15 protein-coding genes and 1 pseudogene are annotated in these 16,292 nt (G+C 36.1%); 13 read left to right on the plus strand and 3 right to left on the minus strand.

The window, feature by feature from the left end:
- The 4 genes from sbnA to AC6RNO_RS21715 all read left to right on the plus strand — a co-directional run bounded on the left by sbnA (position 1) and on the right by AC6RNO_RS21715 (position 3,952).
- Positions 1-1,002, plus strand: coding sequence for a 2,3-diaminopropionate biosynthesis protein SbnA (gene sbnA, locus AC6RNO_RS21700; protein WP_497106718.1), 1,002 nt, complete (start codon positions 1-3; stop codon positions 1,000-1,002).
- A 38-nt stretch (positions 1,003-1,040) separates the two neighbouring features.
- Positions 1,041-2,009, plus strand: coding sequence for a 2,3-diaminopropionate biosynthesis protein SbnB (locus AC6RNO_RS21705; RefSeq protein ID WP_497106719.1), 969 nt, complete (start codon positions 1,041-1,043; stop codon positions 2,007-2,009).
- Positions 2,010-2,522: 513 nt separating this feature from the next.
- On the plus strand, positions 2,523-2,780 hold the full coding sequence (locus tag AC6RNO_RS21710; RefSeq protein WP_497106720.1) for a hypothetical protein: 258 nt from the start codon (positions 2,523-2,525) through the stop codon (positions 2,778-2,780).
- Positions 2,781-3,490: 710 nt separating this feature from the next.
- Positions 3,491-3,952 carry a hypothetical protein gene (locus AC6RNO_RS21715; RefSeq protein ID WP_497106721.1) on the plus strand — a complete coding sequence of 154 codons (462 nt, stop codon included), beginning with the start codon at positions 3,491-3,493 and terminating at the stop codon, positions 3,950-3,952.
- A 46-nt stretch (positions 3,953-3,998) separates the two neighbouring features.
- Here the strand turns inward: AC6RNO_RS21715 and AC6RNO_RS21720 are convergent, their stop codons facing one another.
- The gene (locus tag AC6RNO_RS21720) at positions 3,999-5,117 is read right to left on the minus strand and encodes an IS701 family transposase (protein WP_497106742.1); all 1,119 of its coding nucleotides are present in this window, start codon (positions 5,115-5,117) and stop codon (positions 3,999-4,001) included.
- Entirely contained in the window at positions 5,060-5,224 is a 165-nt protein-coding gene (locus AC6RNO_RS21725) for a hypothetical protein (protein ID WP_497106743.1), read from the minus strand. The genes AC6RNO_RS21720 and AC6RNO_RS21725 overlap by 58 nt, the downstream gene beginning before the upstream one ends.
- A 191-nt stretch (positions 5,225-5,415) precedes the next feature.
- Here AC6RNO_RS21725 and AC6RNO_RS21730 point away from each other — a divergent pair, with 191 nt between their 5' ends.
- From AC6RNO_RS21730 to AC6RNO_RS21765, 8 genes are all read left to right on the plus strand, one after another.
- Positions 5,416-6,420 (plus strand): hypothetical protein, encoded by a 1,005-nt coding sequence (locus tag AC6RNO_RS21730; RefSeq protein WP_497106723.1) that lies wholly within the window; start codon positions 5,416-5,418, stop codon positions 6,418-6,420.
- Between the two features lie 40 nt (positions 6,421-6,460).
- Positions 6,461-6,748 (plus strand): hypothetical protein, encoded by a 288-nt coding sequence (locus AC6RNO_RS21735; RefSeq protein WP_497106724.1) that lies wholly within the window; start codon positions 6,461-6,463, stop codon positions 6,746-6,748.
- Between the two features lie 167 nt (positions 6,749-6,915).
- On the plus strand, positions 6,916-9,903 hold the full coding sequence (locus AC6RNO_RS21740; RefSeq protein ID WP_497106725.1) for a UvrD-helicase domain-containing protein: 2,988 nt from the start codon (positions 6,916-6,918) through the stop codon (positions 9,901-9,903).
- A complete protein-coding gene (locus tag AC6RNO_RS21745) occupies positions 9,900-10,421 on the plus strand; it encodes a hypothetical protein (protein ID WP_497106726.1) in 522 nt (173 codons plus the stop codon). Before AC6RNO_RS21740 ends, AC6RNO_RS21745 begins: the two co-directional genes overlap by 4 nt.
- Positions 10,411-10,770, plus strand: a complete 360-nt coding sequence (locus AC6RNO_RS21750; protein ID WP_497106727.1) for an HNH endonuclease — start codon at positions 10,411-10,413, stop codon at positions 10,768-10,770. The genes AC6RNO_RS21745 and AC6RNO_RS21750 overlap by 11 nt, the downstream gene beginning before the upstream one ends.
- 78 nt (positions 10,771-10,848) lie before the next feature.
- On the plus strand, positions 10,849-12,744 hold the full coding sequence (locus AC6RNO_RS21755) for an AIPR family protein (protein ID WP_497106728.1): 1,896 nt from the start codon (positions 10,849-10,851) through the stop codon (positions 12,742-12,744).
- A 102-nt stretch (positions 12,745-12,846) separates the two neighbouring features.
- On the plus strand, positions 12,847-14,406 hold the full coding sequence (locus AC6RNO_RS21760; RefSeq protein WP_497106729.1) for an AAA family ATPase: 1,560 nt from the start codon (positions 12,847-12,849) through the stop codon (positions 14,404-14,406).
- Entirely contained in the window at positions 14,403-15,314 is a 912-nt protein-coding gene (locus AC6RNO_RS21765) for an HNH endonuclease (RefSeq protein ID WP_497106730.1), read from the plus strand. Before AC6RNO_RS21760 ends, AC6RNO_RS21765 begins: the two co-directional genes overlap by 4 nt.
- Positions 15,315-15,680: 366 nt before the next feature.
- On the opposite strand, the pseudogene AC6RNO_RS21770 reads toward AC6RNO_RS21765, so the two are convergent.
- Positions 15,681-16,084, minus strand: a pseudogene (locus AC6RNO_RS21770) (IS66 family transposase zinc-finger binding domain-containing protein); the annotation flags it as partial.
- Positions 16,085-16,091: 7 nt separating this feature from the next.
- On the opposite strand from AC6RNO_RS21770, the gene AC6RNO_RS21775 reads away from it, so the two are divergent.
- On the plus strand, positions 16,092-16,289 hold the full coding sequence (locus AC6RNO_RS21775) for an MFS transporter (protein WP_497106731.1): 198 nt from the start codon (positions 16,092-16,094) through the stop codon (positions 16,287-16,289).
- Positions 16,290-16,292: the final 3 nt, after the last annotated feature.

Raw genomic sequence — 16,292 nt, forward strand, 5'->3', positions numbered from 1 at the left:
ATGTTGACTAGACAATTAATATGGCAAAATCGAACGTTGAATAAGCTAATGGATTTGGCCGATAAGGTAGGTCAGACTCCTTTAATCCAGCTAGATCATATGCATATCAATTTATTTTGCAAGCTGGAGTTTTTGAACTTAACTGGTAGCATTAAAGTCAGACCTGCCATATACGTGCTTTTAGAGGCAATAAAGAGAGGGGAAATTATTGAAAATACAGTAATAATCGAATCTTCTTCAGGAAATTTCGCCATCGCAATTGCAACCATTTGTAAAATGATTGGTATTAAATTTATTGCTGTGATTGACCCTAACGTATCTTCCACAACGGAAAAACTTTTGAGGCATATGGCCTATGATGTTGAAAAAGTAATAGATCGCGATGAAACGGGAGGGTATCTGTTAAACCGTATTCAAATGGTTAAGCAATTACAAAGTAAGATAAGCGACAGCTACTGGCCTAATCAATACGGCAATCATGATTGTTTTCGTGCTTACTATTACGGATTAGGCCAAGAGTTGAATAGCTCTTTCAATAAGCTTGACTACGCTTTCATCGGTGTCGGTTCTGGAGGTACAATAACGGGGCTTTCGAAAATACTGAGAGAGAAGTTTTCTGATATCAAAATTGTCGGTATTGATACTGTAGGATCGGTTATCTTTAATCAAGTACCTCGAAAACGATATATCCCGGGTATAGGTTCAAGTATTAAGCCGAGCATACTTAGTGAAGCTAGCATTGATGAGGTGGTTCACGTATCGGAGGTCGATGCGGCAATCTCTTGTCATGAAATGTTTGAGCGCCACGGTTTATTCGTAGGTGGATCTACCGGGAGTGTATATTATGCAATCCAACACTATTTTGATGCAATTGACATGGGCGTCAAGCCTAATGTCGTTTTTTTGTGTGCAGATAGCGGAACGCCCTACTTAGATACTATATACAACTTAGAATGGTTTGCTTGGTTACAGTCACAGGAAACTGCCATAACGATGCTTTGATAAATGTCTGAAGAAAAAAGCGGAGGTCGAGCGATGCTATGTTGTATTTGAATACATCCGATTTGTTGAAGTGTGGGGTAGACTGGTCCGAATCGGTACGTGTTATCGAAGATACCGTACGATTATTTCATGCCAACAATTACAACCAGCCTGTTAAACCTTATTTACGTTTTCATGATTTAGCCAACCGCTTAATTGCTATGCCTGCCTTTGTAGGGGGCCATTTATTTGCTGCCGGTATTAAATGGATTGCCAGTTTTCCGGGTAATGTAAAAATAGGCATGCAGCGAGCCCACTCGGTTACGATTTTGAACGATGCATCAACAGGAAAAGCGATAGCCACTATCAATTCGGCACTGATTAGCGGAATTCGTACTGCTGCCGTATCCGGGCTTGTTGTTCAATATTATGAGAAAATACGTAACTTTCAGGATGTTGTCGTAGGCATTATCGGTTTTGGGCCAATAGGCCAACTTCATTTGCAGATGCTCGAGGACCAGTTTGGCGACAAGATAAGTAAATTCATCATTAACGATATTGCCGGTATAAAAGCCAATGACCTGCCTATTACGATAAAACATAAAGTCACGATCGCGGCAAATTGGTCTGAGGCATATGATGCCTCGGACATTGTCATCACTTGCACGGGCTCGAAGCAGCGATACATTAATACACCACCCAAACCAGGCTCCTTATTGCTCAACGTGTCGCTCAGAGATTATACACCAGACATCCTTAATTACACCAAATCTATCATCGTGGACAATTGGGATGAGGTATGCAGGGAGAATACAGATATTGAGGTCTTAGCAAGGGAGAGGGGACTAACCAAGGATCAGACCAAATCAATTGTAGACATGGTATGTGAGACAGAAAAATGTTGGTTTGCAGCAGATGATCCTATTTATTTTAATCCCATGGGGATGGCTGCGTTCGATATTGCAATGGCCTCTTATTATTATAAGAAAGCAATTTCACTAGGAAACGGAGTTCTATTAGATGACTAATAGAATAAGCAAGAAAAAACAAAACAGTTCAGCGATATTTGTTATCGGTGAGTTGCTATTTACGTTTGTACTGGGAACCATTGTGTTCGGTGCTCAGCATTTTTGGCCGATGTGACAAGCGAACTTCTGCAAAATTGCGTACTAGCTGTGTCTGGGATCCAGAGGCTATTTTATGAAAAAGAAGCTTGATTTATTTAATTAGGGCTTTTGGAACGATTAATTCTTGGCGAAAATAGAAGCAAGAATAAAACCAAGGAGCGAATTTCGATGAAATATCAAAGAATTAATCGCAGCGCGGCAACGTCAAAAGTCACATTGAACACGGATCTTAATGACAATCCCATCTTTGAATGCGGAGGATCGACGAAGAGTCATCTCATGTTTTATCAATGTATAAAGTGTAATAACACATACTTAGGATCTATTGCTGATTAGTGCGGGTAAAAAAAAGGGTTAAGAATTTAGTGACAGGAATACATATCTAATAAGTGAGTAGGAGTGGGGGGGATCCATTTGAATGCACGGAGAGTACAGGCTCAGTTAGTCATAACTTGTGATGTTATCATTGATGAAAATTTAAAACAAAGAGCAGCCATTCAATATTCACCAATACAATGCGATGAAGAACTTGCAAATCAAATTTTATTTGCGTATCTGAACCCAAAACTGCCCTATGATGAAGAGTTAAATAATGCAGAAGGAACTTGGGATGCTGTTTGTGATTTTAAAGGTAGATTTTCAAACATGAAAATCGGTATTGATTCGATGTAATCAAATTTGAAATAGGACTGATGAGAATCAGGTCCTATTTTTTTCTATATTTTTCTATCTAAATATGGTATATTAGTAGTATATTTTTACTTTTTAGATGAAAAGATGGATTTCATCTTGTCAAATATTTCATTGAAGCGACTCATCACACATGGCTTAGATTTGACACAATCTAAACCAACAACATTCAATCGATTAATGAAAATGGGATTATCACAGCGGTATTTTCTGGGGCACTGGGGCTATCGCGCGGCGAAAGATGGTTTTTGCTACTTGCCTTAGCGTTTCACTGCCTCTATTTCATCATCTCATATTTCATTAACAGCAATTACGTACGCAAAAAATCAAATGATATTACTACACTTTTCGATGATTATGCATCGGAGTTTGTGGTGCTGGATGAGAAAGATCTAGCTGATATAAAAAAGACTTACATCGACCCGTCTATGTCAGGTGTGGAATTTTATTTGAAAAGATACAAACGTCTGACCTTCTGGTTAGTGTTGTTTATGGCTATTTTGATTGCAGCCGGGATAGGTACACCGGATAAATATTTTCATCAGTTAAGCCTTCAACTAATTCGACAGTTAAACAGACAACTTATGGTTCTACTCCTTAGCAAATAAAGTATAGGATTTTTTTGCATTTATTTTGAATTAAGTGATTGAAAAAAAACTTTCTTATGAAATAAAACTTTTGGAGTCAAAATCATGAATGATATAAAAAGTTTAACAGAACAGATTGAAAGCATAGAAGAGTACTTGAAAAATTTACAGGGGGAAGACTTATTATTTGAAGTTGTTTCAGTGTATCAATTTTTATTACAAAACACGGTGACTAAGCAATGCATTGTTAAAGAATTAAATAAATTAAGAGACGCTCAGTCTAAATTTCATTCAACGAGAAAAGAACGAATTAACGAACTTGAAATTTTAAAAAATAAAACAATAGATTATTTGTATGCTCTTCATAAAAATTACTATAATACCATGAATTTACCATGGGCTTTTTCAACAGAGATATCGTCAAAAGAAGAATTCATTGAGAATCATTTGTATGGATTTGATAGAAATATGGATGCTTTTGACAAAAATAAGGGTGCTAATTATGATGAATCATTCGTAAGATTCGATAATTTACTTAATAACTTGAGTCTTGCGAATTTCACGTGAACAAGGTCAAAAGGGCAGACCTGTAGTGTAAACGGCCACTTGGATTTTAGGCAGACAGCTTGAGTTGCTGAAGAATGTCAAAAAGAGGTTTCTTCTCTAGGGCCTGCTGATACACATAAACGATGATCTGCCCCAAATACTCTTCCCGAATGCGGCGCACGACATCACCAAGCGTCAACTCGGCTTGCTGCTCCAGCCATTCCTGTCGCTGGAACTCCAGAAAGTTTTGCGTCAAGAACTGGATAGCCCAAAATCGCTCAATGCCTGTAAACGAAAGCAACTGGTATTGGTCAAAGCCCAGCAACTCCTTAAAGTTCCGGTATCCCGTCTCGATGTTCCAGCGTACGTGATAGTATCTCTGAATCGTAACGAGATCCAAAGACAGATCCGTACACATGAGACAAACCTGCGGTTTGCTCGAAGCGGTATACACGTCCTTCCAGGATAGCAGCAGCTTGACGTTTTCGATTTCGCTGACGGCCCCCTCGTAAGGGTATACCCAGTACTTCCCCTGACCATCCACCGTAACGGAGTGGAGGTCAGACTTTCGGATATACTGCATTGCGAAATCATCTATCGGAATCGATATCCCTGCCGGACGAATCCGGCGATTGGTTTTTACTGCGGCAATGACATGAAATCCTTTACGGTTGCAGGCGTTAATGACTTTTTCGCTGGTGTACCAGCTATCCATGAGGACATAGACACGCTCGTCATCTTGGGCAGGAAAAACCTCGATCATCTCTAACGCCAAGTCATTTTTACTCTTAAAAGGAAGTCGCTGCTGCTGGCAATACGCCTCTTGATAATAAGGGCGATAATCCCAGGCATAGGAGCAGCCATGTGCGACTACGTGAGCGGTAACCAGACAATGGCACCAAACAGACTTTCCGGCTTCATGAGAATATTGGAAGCTGAGTGCTTCCATTTTCTTAGTTGACCTGTCTTTCTTGCAGCACGTATCGTCGACGATTAGAAATACGAGTTTCCGCCCTTCTCCGTTTTTAGCCTGTTTGGCATGAATTTGATTCATAACCATCTGCATCCGTCGGCGTTGCATCCGATTGACGCACCAGGAAGAATGATTCAGGAAATTCGTTGTGCTGCTCAGATGACGGTTGCTCCTTGCGGTTGAATTTGTGTGATATTTTTCCGTCCGGCACAGAGAATGATGCCATGAACGAGGGTAAACAGATGACCGAGTTGCGGTTTGGAAAACTCCAATTTCAGAGCCAAAATAAACTTGACGATAGGCAGGTAGAGGGATACCATTAGATTGGGACATCTCCTTTATATTGGAAATTGTGGTTGTGGTAAACGACAATTTCTCGAATAAGGTTCGATGTCCTTCTTTTATTCTCTTGTTCGACGATGGTTCTAATTTCTTGACTTTAATTTAGTCAGTTCGACAGCGAGATTTTTGCAACACTCAAGTTAATAACAAAAGACTATTTAATGATCATTTGCAGGAAAAAGACTTATTAAGCGAAGCAATAGAAATACTAATTAGTCAATTTAACTGGTATCGCCAAAAGTCTGAATTGAATGCTTTGTTTACAAATGATATAGATGGCTTTATTGATAATTTAACAAAATATAAAGCTTCTCGGAGAAGAGAGTTTAAAAGATATTTGACGTATACTAAAAATTCGATTGGAGTAGCATTCATATTTCTTGAAGGGTTTGTTAAATTCATGAGTCCTTCCAGCGACTACCAATTATTTCAAAGTTCAGAGGATGATTTTGATTATTTTATCTTCACAAAAAGAGATAGAAATATTCTTAATAAAGCCTTATTCGAAGCGGAATACCTAAAGGGCGAATCCAATTACAATGAATTAGTTGAAAAAATTCGCCAAAGGATGTTTCAAGTACTGCATAAATTAAAATTATTAATTTCAGAGAATTTATTAATAGAACAAGTAGTTGGTAAATTTAAAACAAGATGTATGTGGTATGACAAGGATAGATTGCGGGGGATATTGTTTGAAAATGGAAATTATCACGAGGGCAAGGAAGCTGTTCTTTTAAAAGAGATAGCTAGATACTTATTCGATAATGGTTTTCCAGTTTTAAGTAAAATACAGACTGAGAATCTGCAAACAGATTTAATGGACTTGTCGAATCATGTTCCAATATTAATTGAAGGCAAAGCTTACAATAAAGACTGTAAGACGAAGCTTATTCAAGGGATATCTCAGTTGCACTCATATCTAAATAACTTTGAGAAAAGTCATTATCATGTAAATACAGCATATTATATTGTTTTTAGAGTCGGTGGTCCTATATATGATTTTCCTAAAATGATATCAACAAATCGTTTTACGATAGTTCCTTACTTAATTGATATTGGAGATTCATCTGTGAGCGGAAGCAGACAGGATTTAAAACCAGTAGTAATTACAGAGGAGCAGATTATAGAGAGCATTAGAGAAAAAGACAATTTTTCAATAACCAACTCCATATAAAAATATTATTCATGGTTTATGATTACAAGGGGAGAGAATTATGAAGAAAGACAAAAGAGCAATTCCTTACTCAAGCCAGAGTGAGTATGAAGAAGGTAGAACAAGCCTATCGCAGCAGAAAATCGATAAAATTAGTGAGATTTCTATTGCATTAACAGGTTATCCTCACAATTACGATACTTTACATCGTTCTTATACATCTAAGGGAATTCTAAGCATCCTGCGAGATCAATTGAAACTAAAAACTCAAAATAACGAAATAAGCACAGATGAGCGAGATAATGTACTGTATAAAATTGTGGAATTAGAAAGATTATTCGAACTATAGCAGAATTTAACGTTTCGTTATATAAGCTAAGTAAATAAGCGTGGCTAATAGCTTCTTTACTTAGCTTATATTTATATTTGTATGGTTAATCGGTGAATGTTACCTAGGATTGTTATTATTAAAAGAATCAGTCATTTCTTTACCATTTTATAAACTTGGAGTTTCTCATGAGAAGATTAATTTATTACTTATTAGGTCTGTACTTCAAACCACAAGCTAAAAAATTTCTAAATGAAATCATTCTTTTTGTGTCTAATTTGAAAAAATCATATGCCGACAACTATTCCTCAATAAAGTATCAAACTGAAAAATATGCGGCTTGCACGGATCATGAAATTTTTATTAACAGATATCAATCACAACACCTAATATTAAATGCACAGTCCCCATTTGAAATTAATGAAGGCTTTTTAAAGCGGTACGTAAAGTTAGAACAATGGATTAAAAGCGTTCCAGAATATGATGAGCTGAATCGAATATATGGCAGCCTTAAAAATGAGGCATTCAATTCTTATCAGTTGGTCGTACAGCAATTAGAAACGCTAAAGCTTACTCAAGAAAAATATCTAGAGAAGATTAAGCATTTCTTTGCCGATTTAGAGGTATTAAAAACCGACTATTTATCGGAATCGGCTAAAATCCGCTTTCTTCAATCGCATGCTGAGTTGTATAAATTTTACAAAGAAGTTGACGCTTCTGAAATTGATAACGATATGGTCCGAACATACCTGCAAACAATTCGCAATTTTAATAGCCTCATTCCGGTATGGAACCAGGAGTACATTTCCAGAGAGCTCATCGTGAACGATCAACTTTTTAGCAACATTGATGGCAAATCTTTAGATGAGCAGCAGCGAATAGCTGTTTTAACTGATGAAGATAGTAATTTGGTTTTAGCCGGTGCTGGAAGCGGGAAGACGCTCACGATTTCTGGCAAAGTTAAATTTCTTGTTGAAAAACGAAACGTTTGTCCAGAAGAAATATTATTGATTTCATTCACGAATAAAGCTGCTGCTGAGATGCAAGAACGTATTTCCGGAAAATTAAATCTCGATGTGGTCGTCAAGACATTTCATAAACTTGGTAATGAAATCATTGCAAAACATGCCAATGTTAAGAAAGAAATAGTACAAAATATGGACCCTTATGTTCAAGAGTATTTTAAGTCGGAGATTGCTTCTGATCCTGTTTTATTAGAACAAATCATTACTTTTTTCGGTGTTTATTTAACGATTCCAAAAGATCGCGAAGAATTTGAGAAGCTTGGTGAATTCTATGAATCCCAAAAAGGAATGGATTTCGAATCATTAAAAGGTAAGCTTCAGCGAGCAACCGACAAGCTGCAGACACTTAAAGGCGAATCCATGAAGAGTATTGAAGAGACGCTCATTGCCAATTTCCTTTTTCTAAACGGTGTTGAATATGTGTATGAACAGGATTACGAATTCCCCACGGCAACTAAAGAGTTCAGGCAATATAAGCCTGATTTTTATTTGCCTGAGTATAAGATTTACATTGAACATTTCGGCGTCACCGAAGAATTAAGAGTTCCTTGGCTCCAAGGAATAGAAGAAGAGAAATATATAAGCGGCTTACATTGGAAGCGTAACATTCATAAAGAAAAGAAAACGACATTAATCGAATCGTATTCCTATTACAACAAATACGGGGTTCTTTATAGTAAATTAACTGAAAATCTTGAGAAACATGGCGTAAAGTTCAAAAAGATCGATGTACGTAACCTCTACGAAATTATTTGCCAGCGTGAGCAGAACGATCAATTTATAGAGTTTATCAAGCTTATTTGCTCTTTTTTAAATTTATTCAAATCTAGTGGCTATACAGATCAGGATTTCGATCGATTGTTGGAGCGGAATCGCCGCGAAATTCATTTCAACCATTTCTTGAAAATACGTAACGAACTATTCTTTAATATTTGTAGACCGATTTTTGCTTATTATAATGAAAAGCTGTTTATAGAAAACAAAATAGATTTTAACGATATGATTAATCATGCAACCCAAATCGCCCATTTGCCTTCATGCAATTTTCCCTACAAATATATCTTAATTGATGAATACCAGGACATCTCCAAAAGCCGCTTCCGATTAGTTAAAGCTATACGGGATAAAACAGGCGCCAAAGTGATGTGCGTGGGAGATGATTGGCAATCTATCTACCGGTTCACAGGTAGCGATCTGGACCTGTTTACACAGTTTGGGGAGTTCTTCGGTAAGTATGAGTTATTACGAATAGAACGGACATATCGAAACTCACAAGAACTTATCAATATCGCTGGGAAATTCGTAATGGAGAATAAAAAACAGCTCTCTAAAGATTTGAAATCTGGGAAAACAACAAATAACCCCATTCAAATTATCGGTTATAAACAAAACCAACTTGATGTACTTCGCAATACTATCGAGACAATTGTTGCAAAGTATGGGCTGAAAGACGACATCATGCTACTTGGCAGAAACAATAGAGATGTGAATTTTATTAATGAAGCAGACGATTTTGTAGTTGATGAGAAGAGTAAGATAGTTAAGTACAGCAAGTATCCAAAGTTAAAACTATTCTTCTTGACAGCACACAAGTCCAAGGGACTCGAAGCAGAAAATGTCATCCTGATCAATGCAGAGAATAAGTTACTTGGATTCCCGAGTCGAATATCCGATGACCTCGTGCTTTCGTTTGTTTTGACAACACCAGATTCAATTGCTTTTGCCGAAGAAAGACGATTATTTTATGTTGCATTGACACGCACAAAAAATGAACTTTACATTTTAGCTCCCGAACAAGATAAGTCGGTATTCGTAACAGAACTTATGAAGGAATACGGATTACAAGTGAATACTTTGCTGATCAGCAATCCAATTACGAATAATCCCAAATGTCTGAAATGTGAAACAGGAATTTTAGTTGAACGAAAAAATGCAAAAGGAAAAGTGTTTCTAGGCTGCAGCAATTATCCAAGTTGTAGACGAACATATAATGATGTACGTCTAATTGACAAACAAACCTATTGCCCAAAATGTGGCGGGTATATGGAGCTTAAGGTCTCAGGTGCTGGCAAGCAGTTTTATGGGTGTTCGAACTATCAATATTGCCGCAAAGACCACAATCAGAATATTAAGGGACGGACAGCGATATGATCGATTTATCAAATGTTTCCTCCATTCGTACAATTCCCATGTCTGGCGATGACGAATCGTTTAAGGGGAAAAGCGTGTGGGAAGTTCAAAACGGATATTTTCTAAAATACTTGCCCTCAGCCAGGTATTTGTACAAAAAAGGTTTGAAAGAAAGTAAGGATACGCTTGTTTTGTTTCAGTTTCAAGCAAGTATAATTGCATATGCTTATTTAATCGAAAACGAGCGATTTCCAGCACCGGATCAGAGCGGCTATAAAGGCGCTTATTATTTCGATCCATTTTCTATTTGTATACTCCTTGATCCTTTGCAGAAAGATGATATGAAGAAAATTTGGAGTGATTTTACTGGTTTTAGCCAAACGATGCACAACCTCGATTGCAGCAAGTTAGGGCAATTCAACAATCTTCTATCTTCCCAGAAGCTCCTTTGTTCTAAAGCAACATATGACTTGTCTGAACTAGAGGATAGCTATCAGCAAGCTATAGATAATACAGCATGGGATGTTATTGGAAGTTAAAGATGAACCAAGGCTTCCGCTTGAAGTTACAGTAGGGAATCAAAAAAAAGTATGGGGACGAAACATTCTGACTGCAAAAAATGCGCTAATGCATGCACGGTATCATTGTGAAATTGATTCGAATCATAAACATTTTTTATCTCAGGCGACAGGCAAAAACTACGTCGAAGCCCATCATCTGATTCCAATGAAGTATCAATCAAAGTTTAAATTTTGCCTGAATGTTGAAGCCAATATCGTTTCACTATGTGTTGTCTGCCATAATAAAATCCATCGAGCAACTGATGTAGAAAGAAAGAAACTTGTTATATCAACTACGCTTCCTGAATTACTTTCGCTTTATAAATAATATTCAGATATAAGTGGAGAACTAATGCAGAACGAATATTTTAATAAACCAATTTTATTAATTGAAGGGGATATATAAATGGATACCAATAGTGAGAAGTGTACTAAAAATAAATATGAAATATTAGTAAATATTCTGGATCAGCTTAGATTAGAAGCGCCATCAAACTATAAAAGATATCATCCATTACCGGAAGAAAGGGAAAAGATTAGTCAAGCACGTGCACGTGCGTTTATTCATCTCTACCTGAAGGTTAAATTTGGTATGTTGGATTTTAAGGAAAGAGAAAATTATATAACAGATGAATCATACGATGGAGGCATAGATGCATATTACATAGATCACGAAAGAAGAAATATTTACTTTATTCAGTCTAAATTCAGAACAACGGATAATAACTTTCATAATAAAGAGATTGAATTAAGTGAGATATTGAATATGGATATCGGTAGAATATTGGAAGGTGAAACAAAAAGTGAGGATGGGAATGAGTACAACTCAAAAATCAGAAGAATGATTCTTGAACTGCAAAATATTAATGATATTGCACGGTACAATTATAAAATCCTTATTATGGCAAATCTCAAAGAGATAAGTCCGATAAAACTAAAAAAATTAACTGATGGGTATGCGTGTGAGTTATTCAACTTCAAGAAATGTTACGATGAACTTGTGTTTCCAGTAGTGAGTGGAACTTACTACAATGAATCTGATTTGTTAATTAATATTAACTTAGCAAACAAAGAGTTTACACAGTCGAGAATCAGCTATCCTGTAAAAACTAAACATAGCAATTGTGAAATAACAATTCTTTTTGTTCCAACTTTAGAAATTGCTAAGATATTGCATCGGTACAAAAATTCAATCCTAAAATATAATCCGAGAAGTTACCTAGATCTATCCACCAACCCAGTCAATAAAGAAATTGCAAGGACTATAAGAGAGAATAAAACAAATGAGTTTTCATTGTTCAACAACGGTATTACAATTTTATCCGATGAGACAAGTCTAAATGAAAGAATTGGTCAGAAAGATAAAGGTCAATTGCATATTAAAAACCCTCAAATTATTAACGGTGGTCAAACTGCGTATACACTAAGCAAAGTCTATGAGCAGTGTTTAAGTGAGGGGTCAGCTGATCAAATTTTTGCTTCAAAAGAAGTAATGTTGAAAATCATAACTTTCACAGATATACAAGATAATAAAAGAGAGTCTATACTTTCGTTAATTGAAGAGATTTCCAAAGCGACTAATCAACAAACAGCAGTTGATGATGCAGATAGGCGTTCAAATGATAAAATACAAATAGAGCTTCAAAAATATTTTTTTGAAATATATGGGCTGTTTTATGAAAGAAAACGTGGGGAGTTCTTTGATGGCCTGTCAAACAAATACATAGACAGATCAAAAATAATTGATAGAGAGCTGTTATTGCGTTTATGCTATTCAATCGCGGAATCCCCTTCGCAAGCAAGAAGAGCGAGCACAAAGCAAATATTTAAAAAAGAATCAATTACTGAAGTATTAAATACTATTGATAATTTCGATCAAATGTATTTTGCTCTTTTAAGTTACAGGAAGCTAGAGAGAATTCAGAAGTCGTTCAGTCAACAAAGCAATAACAAATTTGGTATTGCTAACTATGGTAACGCATTACGCTATGGTAAGCTGGCAGTAGTCTCCGCAACATTTCAAATACTTGAGGAGAATTTGAATCCAGAATCTGTTGAGATTCTTACAGAGAAATTAACAGATTACGTACTCAGTAATTGGATTAATTTCGAGGGATTTATTAAGATACAACAGCATAATCAGAATTATTTTGCGCATTATGTTGATAGTAAAAATAATACAACGTTCGAATTAAATTACGACGGGTATTATAAGGGTAGGACTGTGAAGTTTGATATTACACAATTCTTTGTAATAGAAAGAGTTAAATTAGAAGCCGCCCCTACTAAAGATAATATGTAGCTTTTTTTGTGATGAAAATTCAAAAATTGCAAGAAGACACGAATCTACGTTCAGATCAAACTAATGATAGTCGTTCATCTAGATAAAGGTGGGGAGTTAACAGTGTCATTATTTTACACTCAAACGTTTAGAAATGAAAGAATCAACAATCAAACATTAGCTGGTAAAGGTGGGGAGTTCTTAGTTCTAACAAAGGATAATTGGAATGATTATGGATATGAGACTACATTCTATTTAGATTGTTGGGAAAACAACAACTTCCATACAATTGGCCTTGTTAGAATCTTGCATTATAAAGAGACCGAAACAAGACATTGTATAGAAGATTCCTTTGATGAATTATCATCGGATTACATATCCTTAGGCTTTAATTCAAAGTATTACGAGAATCTTATTGAAGTACTAGGAATTAGCAAAGCAAAGGTGATATTACAAAAACTTAGAGATATATCTATAACTGGAATCGAAGAAAACGATAAATTTACAATATCCCATGAAGGGATTCAAAACTCTCTTTTTAGATCGTCTGAAGGAAGATATTTATATTCAGAAGTAAACTCTAAGTACTTCTTAGAAAAAGAAACTCGAGATAGGGATTATTATTTCAGATTTAAAGCCCAGTTAGGCGTTGACGAAGACTACACAAGATTCGATTTTGATTTTACTAAATATAGAGAATTACCAAATCGAATGATTGCAATAATAGGTAAGAACGGAGTCGGAAAAACAAGATTGTTAAATCAATTAGCACAATCATTATTCGATAGTTCGAATGAAGAGAATAAAAATAGATTTTCTATGCCAACAAGAAACAAAGAAGAAATAGATAGCAATATACCTATATATAATAAAGTAATCGCGATATCGTTTAGTGTCTTTGATAAGTTTTTTAAGGGAAAATCAAATGATAAACAAAATAAGGATAATTCTATAAATAACCATCATGAATCTCATGATATTGAATCTCATACAAAATATAATAACTATACTTACATAGGTCTACATAAAAAAGATGAGTCTGTTTATACTGCTAGTGAAGTAATCGAAATCAATTTACGGGCATACAAAAAAATAGTGGAGAATAACCTAAACTTTCTATTTGTCGAATCTATTAATAGTTCTAATATACTAAACTATAAATTAGATATTGACTTTGATTATACGAAATTTTTCACAGATACTTTTAGTTCTGGACAAAGTATCTTTATTTCAATGTTATGTAGATTGCTAAGCGAAATTGAAGACGGCTCATTAATTTTTTTAGACGAACCTGAATTGTACTTGCACCCAAATGCAATTGCAAACCTGGCGAGAATATATAACAAGATATTTACTCATTTTAAATCATATGCCATTTTATGCACTCACTCCCCGATATTGTTACAAGAGATACCATCTAGATATGTAAGAAAGATGTCACTTATCGATGGTCAAGTAGATTTCAATGAACCTAATATCGAAACATTTGGGACTAATATATCTGATATTACCGCAGATATATTTAATGTATTAAACAATGAAAGTCTATATAGATCTTTACTAATTGAGTGGTCAAAAGTAAAAAGTGAAGAGGAGTTACTACAATTATTCAATGACAGGTTGAGTTTTAAGGCACAGTTGTTTATTTCAAGTTTGTATAACAAGGATAGTGACATAAAATGACATTTCATAAACTGAACCTGCTTGCATCAGATGCATTCCAAGTCTACGAGAACATCTCCATAAGCAAGCATAGTGTTAAAGAGATATTAATAGGAGAAAAACAACAAGGAAGTAATAACTATAAATATAGTACGACATATGATGTTGTGAAAAACTGTTATGATGCATATGAGACCCATAAAAATGAATTAAAATCAATAGTAGCATATACCAACTTTAATGATCGAGAAAAAGAAGCATTACTTCATTGTTATACAGGTAATACAAAGTTAGTTAAGAAGCTAAAGAAGGACATTATTAGTGCTCAAAATATTCACTATAAAACTAAATGTGCATATTGCGGCATTGGAGACATTCACTGTATGGATCATTATTTGCCAAAAGATTTATTCCCTGAATTTGCAGTACATATATACAACCTTATACCCAGCTGTAGTTATTGCAATGAAAAAAAATCTACAACATTCTTAGACAACCAAAAAAACAGGATTATTTTCCATCCATATTTTGAAGAATTTGATGAAAAAACATTAATACTAAAATGTGAGTTAGAGTGCTATGATTCATCAGTTATAGCTAAGTTGACGGTAGATGATGGTGTAGCAAGTACTGTATGTAGTAATCATTTGTCTAGATTGGAATTGTTATCGAGGTATGAAGTTCAAATTCCAAGAAAGCTATCCTCATTAATGTTTGATTTGATATCTAATGCTGAAGAGTATGGACACAATGTAGACGGTGCGAAGAGAATCATGAAAAGAAAACTAACTGAATTCGAGAAAATTCAAGGTATTAATTCACTAGACGCAATGATTTATCGCACTTACTTAGAGACGGATGAATTATTCGATATTGACTACTTAAGAAGAGTTTATAAAAATTTAGTTAAAGAACCAACTGCCAGCTAATAACTTGAAAGCCCATAGGTGAGCAATGTGGACATCCAAAGGTGTAACCATGCTTTGCCACATAAACCACATTGTTTGGAAGTAATGCCATCCGGCTTATGCATTATGCCAAGACCAGTGGGTTTGAAGTTACAATGTTTTAAGTCGGACTGCGTTCCTTCTTGAATTGAATGTTATTGTTCAAAAGCTGGAACCAAAACAAGAACAGCCCAAGTAATTAGGGCTGTTCTTGTCTTCTATTAAGGAGCGTCTTCATAGTAAGCGTCAAACAAGAAGGTGTATTGAAACAGAAAAGCCCATGGTTCATGAAGATCCACAGGCTCTGCGTTATGTACAATGTTGTTGAACTGTCTCATACAGTCGATTCACCAGTGGCTTCAGCCAGTCTCTCGTGGCCGCGATCATCCAGTTCGCCACAGATCAAAGCCGATGCTCTTCCATTCCTTCTCCTGGCGGTATAGGGGCATGCTGTTCACAAACTTCTGGTACATGACCCATGCCACAGAGGAAGCGGAGGCCATCGAATGCTGGATGACCGGCGCTGGCGTCGTTACCTTTTTCATCTGAGGCTTGTCCTCTTTCCGACAGGTCCGGCACTCTAGGGTTTCTCTGTAGATATCAATCGCTTGCACGCGGGCAGGGATAAACTCCACTTCCGTACGCACAAACTTTTCGCCCACGAAGACAAGCTCGCTATGACATACGTCACAACAACGGTCCTGCACCTGACATAGTTGCTTCTGAAGCAGCTCCGCTCGTTCAGGAGTGAAGATCAGCATGAACAAAATCGGTATGAATCTAGCGTTGTTCTACGCATTCATGTTTATGGGTTGGGTGTTTATCTCTTATAGCAGCCTCTACTTTACGAAAATTGGCATCGGACATTTCGAAATCGGTGTATTGACCTCCATAGGTGCGATTGTCAGCTTGTTCGCCCAGCCGTTCTGGGGCATCGTCAGCGACCGGTCCCGTTAAAAA

It is taken from the genome of Paenibacillus sp. sgz302190 (assembly GCF_059820445.1).

Coding starts and splice junctions, on each gene's coding strand:
- AC6RNO_RS21725 (WP_497106743.1), bottom strand. CDS start 5,224: ATGGTATCCCTCTACCTGCCTATCGTCAAGTTTATTTTGGCTCTGAAA.
- AC6RNO_RS21765 (WP_497106730.1), top strand. CDS start 14,403: ATGACATTTCATAAACTGAACCTGCTTGCATCAGATGCATTCCAAGTC.
- AC6RNO_RS21735 (WP_497106724.1), top strand. CDS start 6,461: ATGAAGAAAGACAAAAGAGCAATTCCTTACTCAAGCCAGAGTGAGTAT.
- AC6RNO_RS21755 (WP_497106728.1), top strand. CDS start 10,849: ATGGATACCAATAGTGAGAAGTGTACTAAAAATAAATATGAAATATTA.
- AC6RNO_RS21775 (WP_497106731.1), top strand. CDS start 16,092: ATGAACAAAATCGGTATGAATCTAGCGTTGTTCTACGCATTCATGTTT.
- AC6RNO_RS21740 (WP_497106725.1), top strand. CDS start 6,916: ATGAGAAGATTAATTTATTACTTATTAGGTCTGTACTTCAAACCACAA.
- AC6RNO_RS21705 (WP_497106719.1), top strand. CDS start 1,041: ATGTTGTATTTGAATACATCCGATTTGTTGAAGTGTGGGGTAGACTGG.
- AC6RNO_RS21745 (WP_497106726.1), top strand. CDS start 9,900: ATGATCGATTTATCAAATGTTTCCTCCATTCGTACAATTCCCATGTCT.
- AC6RNO_RS21715 (WP_497106721.1), top strand. CDS start 3,491: ATGAATGATATAAAAAGTTTAACAGAACAGATTGAAAGCATAGAAGAG.
- sbnA (WP_497106718.1), top strand. CDS start 1: ATGTTGACTAGACAATTAATATGGCAAAATCGAACGTTGAATAAGCTA.